General features: G+C 71.0%; 1 protein-coding gene. It reads left to right on the top strand.

The genetic code is table 11. The features are described 5' to 3' along the window. The coding region (locus H5J30_RS32885; RefSeq protein WP_181791341.1) for an MDR family MFS transporter at nucleotides 1–1477 on the top strand (1477 nt) is incomplete at both ends.

Genomic DNA, 1477 nt, shown 5'->3' with positions numbered 1-1477 from the left:
GCCTGGTGTTCCCGGCCCTGATGCTCGCGCTGCTCCTCGCCGCCCTGGAGCAGATGATCGTCGCCACCGCCCTGCCGAAGATCGTCGGTGAGCTGCACGGCCTGGACCGGATGTCCTGGGCGATCACCGCCTATCTGCTCACGTCCACCATCAGCCTGCCGATCTACGGCAAGCTCGGCGACCTCTTCGGCCGCAAGGGCGTCTTCCAGTTCGCCATCGTGGTGTTCGTCATCGGCTCCGGGCTCGCCGGGGCCGCGGGCAGCATGGACCAGCTCATCGCGTTCCGCGCCATCCAGGGAGTGGGCGCGGGCGGCCTCATGATCGGCGTGCAGGCGATCATCGCGGACATCGTCCCGTCCCGCGAACGCGGCCGGTACATGGGCCTGATCGGCGCGTCCTTCGGGCTCGCCTCGGTCGCGGGACCGCTGCTCGGCGGGTTCTTCACCGACGAGCTGTCGTGGCGCTGGTGCTTCTACTTCAACGTGCCCTTCGGGCTGCTCACCCTGCTGGTGACCGGGCTGGTGCTGAAGCTGCCCAAGCCGGCGGCCCGGCCCCGGCTCGACGTCCTGGGCGGGCTGTTCCTCGCCGCCGCCTCCACCTGCCTGGTGCTGCTGACCAGTTGGGGCGGCCTGGAGTACGCCTGGACCTCCGACGTCATCCTCGGCCTCGGCGCGGGCGCCGCCGGCGCCGTCGTCCTGCTGCTCGTCGTCGAGCACTTCGCCGTCGAACCCGTCATGCCGCTGCGGCTCTTCCGCGACAGCATCTTCAACGTCACCTCCCTGGTCGGGGTGGTGACCGGGGTGGCGATGTTCGGCGCGGCCAGCTACCTGCCGACCTTCCTGCAGATGGTCGACGGCGCCAGCGCCACCGAGTCCGGGCTGCTGATGCTGCCGATGATGATCGGCACCGTCGTCGCCTCCATCGCCTCCGGCCAGCTCATCACCCGCACCGGCCGCTACCGCCCGTACCCGGTGGCCGGTTGCGCCGTCGCCGCGGTCGGCATGTGGCTGCTCTCCCGCCTGGACGAGAACACCTCGCAGCTCTCGTACAGCATCTGGATGGCCGTCCTCGGCGTCGGCCTCGGCCTCGTCCTGCCCGTGCTCGTCCTCGCCGTGCAGAACGCGGTGCGCCCCGCCGACCTGGGCGTCGCGACCAGCGCGCACAACTACTTCCGGCAGATCGGCGGCTCGGTCGGCACGGCCGTCTTCGGCACCCTCTTCTTCGACCGCCTCGCCGACGAGCTGACCGGCACCCTGCCCCCGCCGCCCCCCGGCGCCTCGCTGCCGGAAGCCGAGTCGATCACCCCCGAGGCCGTCCACGCGCTCGACGCCGAGCTGCGCGACGGCTACATCCGCGCCTACGCCGAGGCCATGCCGGGCATCTTCCTGTACCTGGTGCCCGTGCTCGTCCTCGGCGTGGTGTTCGCGTTCATGCTGAAGGAGAGACCACTGGTGTCCCAGAACCTCCCGGGGCCCGG

Source organism: Streptomyces phytophilus (genome assembly GCF_013870535.1).
GTDB classification, from domain to species: Bacteria; Actinomycetota; Actinomycetes; order Streptomycetales; family Streptomycetaceae; genus Streptomyces; species Streptomyces phytophilus.
This window is presented reverse-complemented; position numbering and strand designations above follow the sequence as displayed.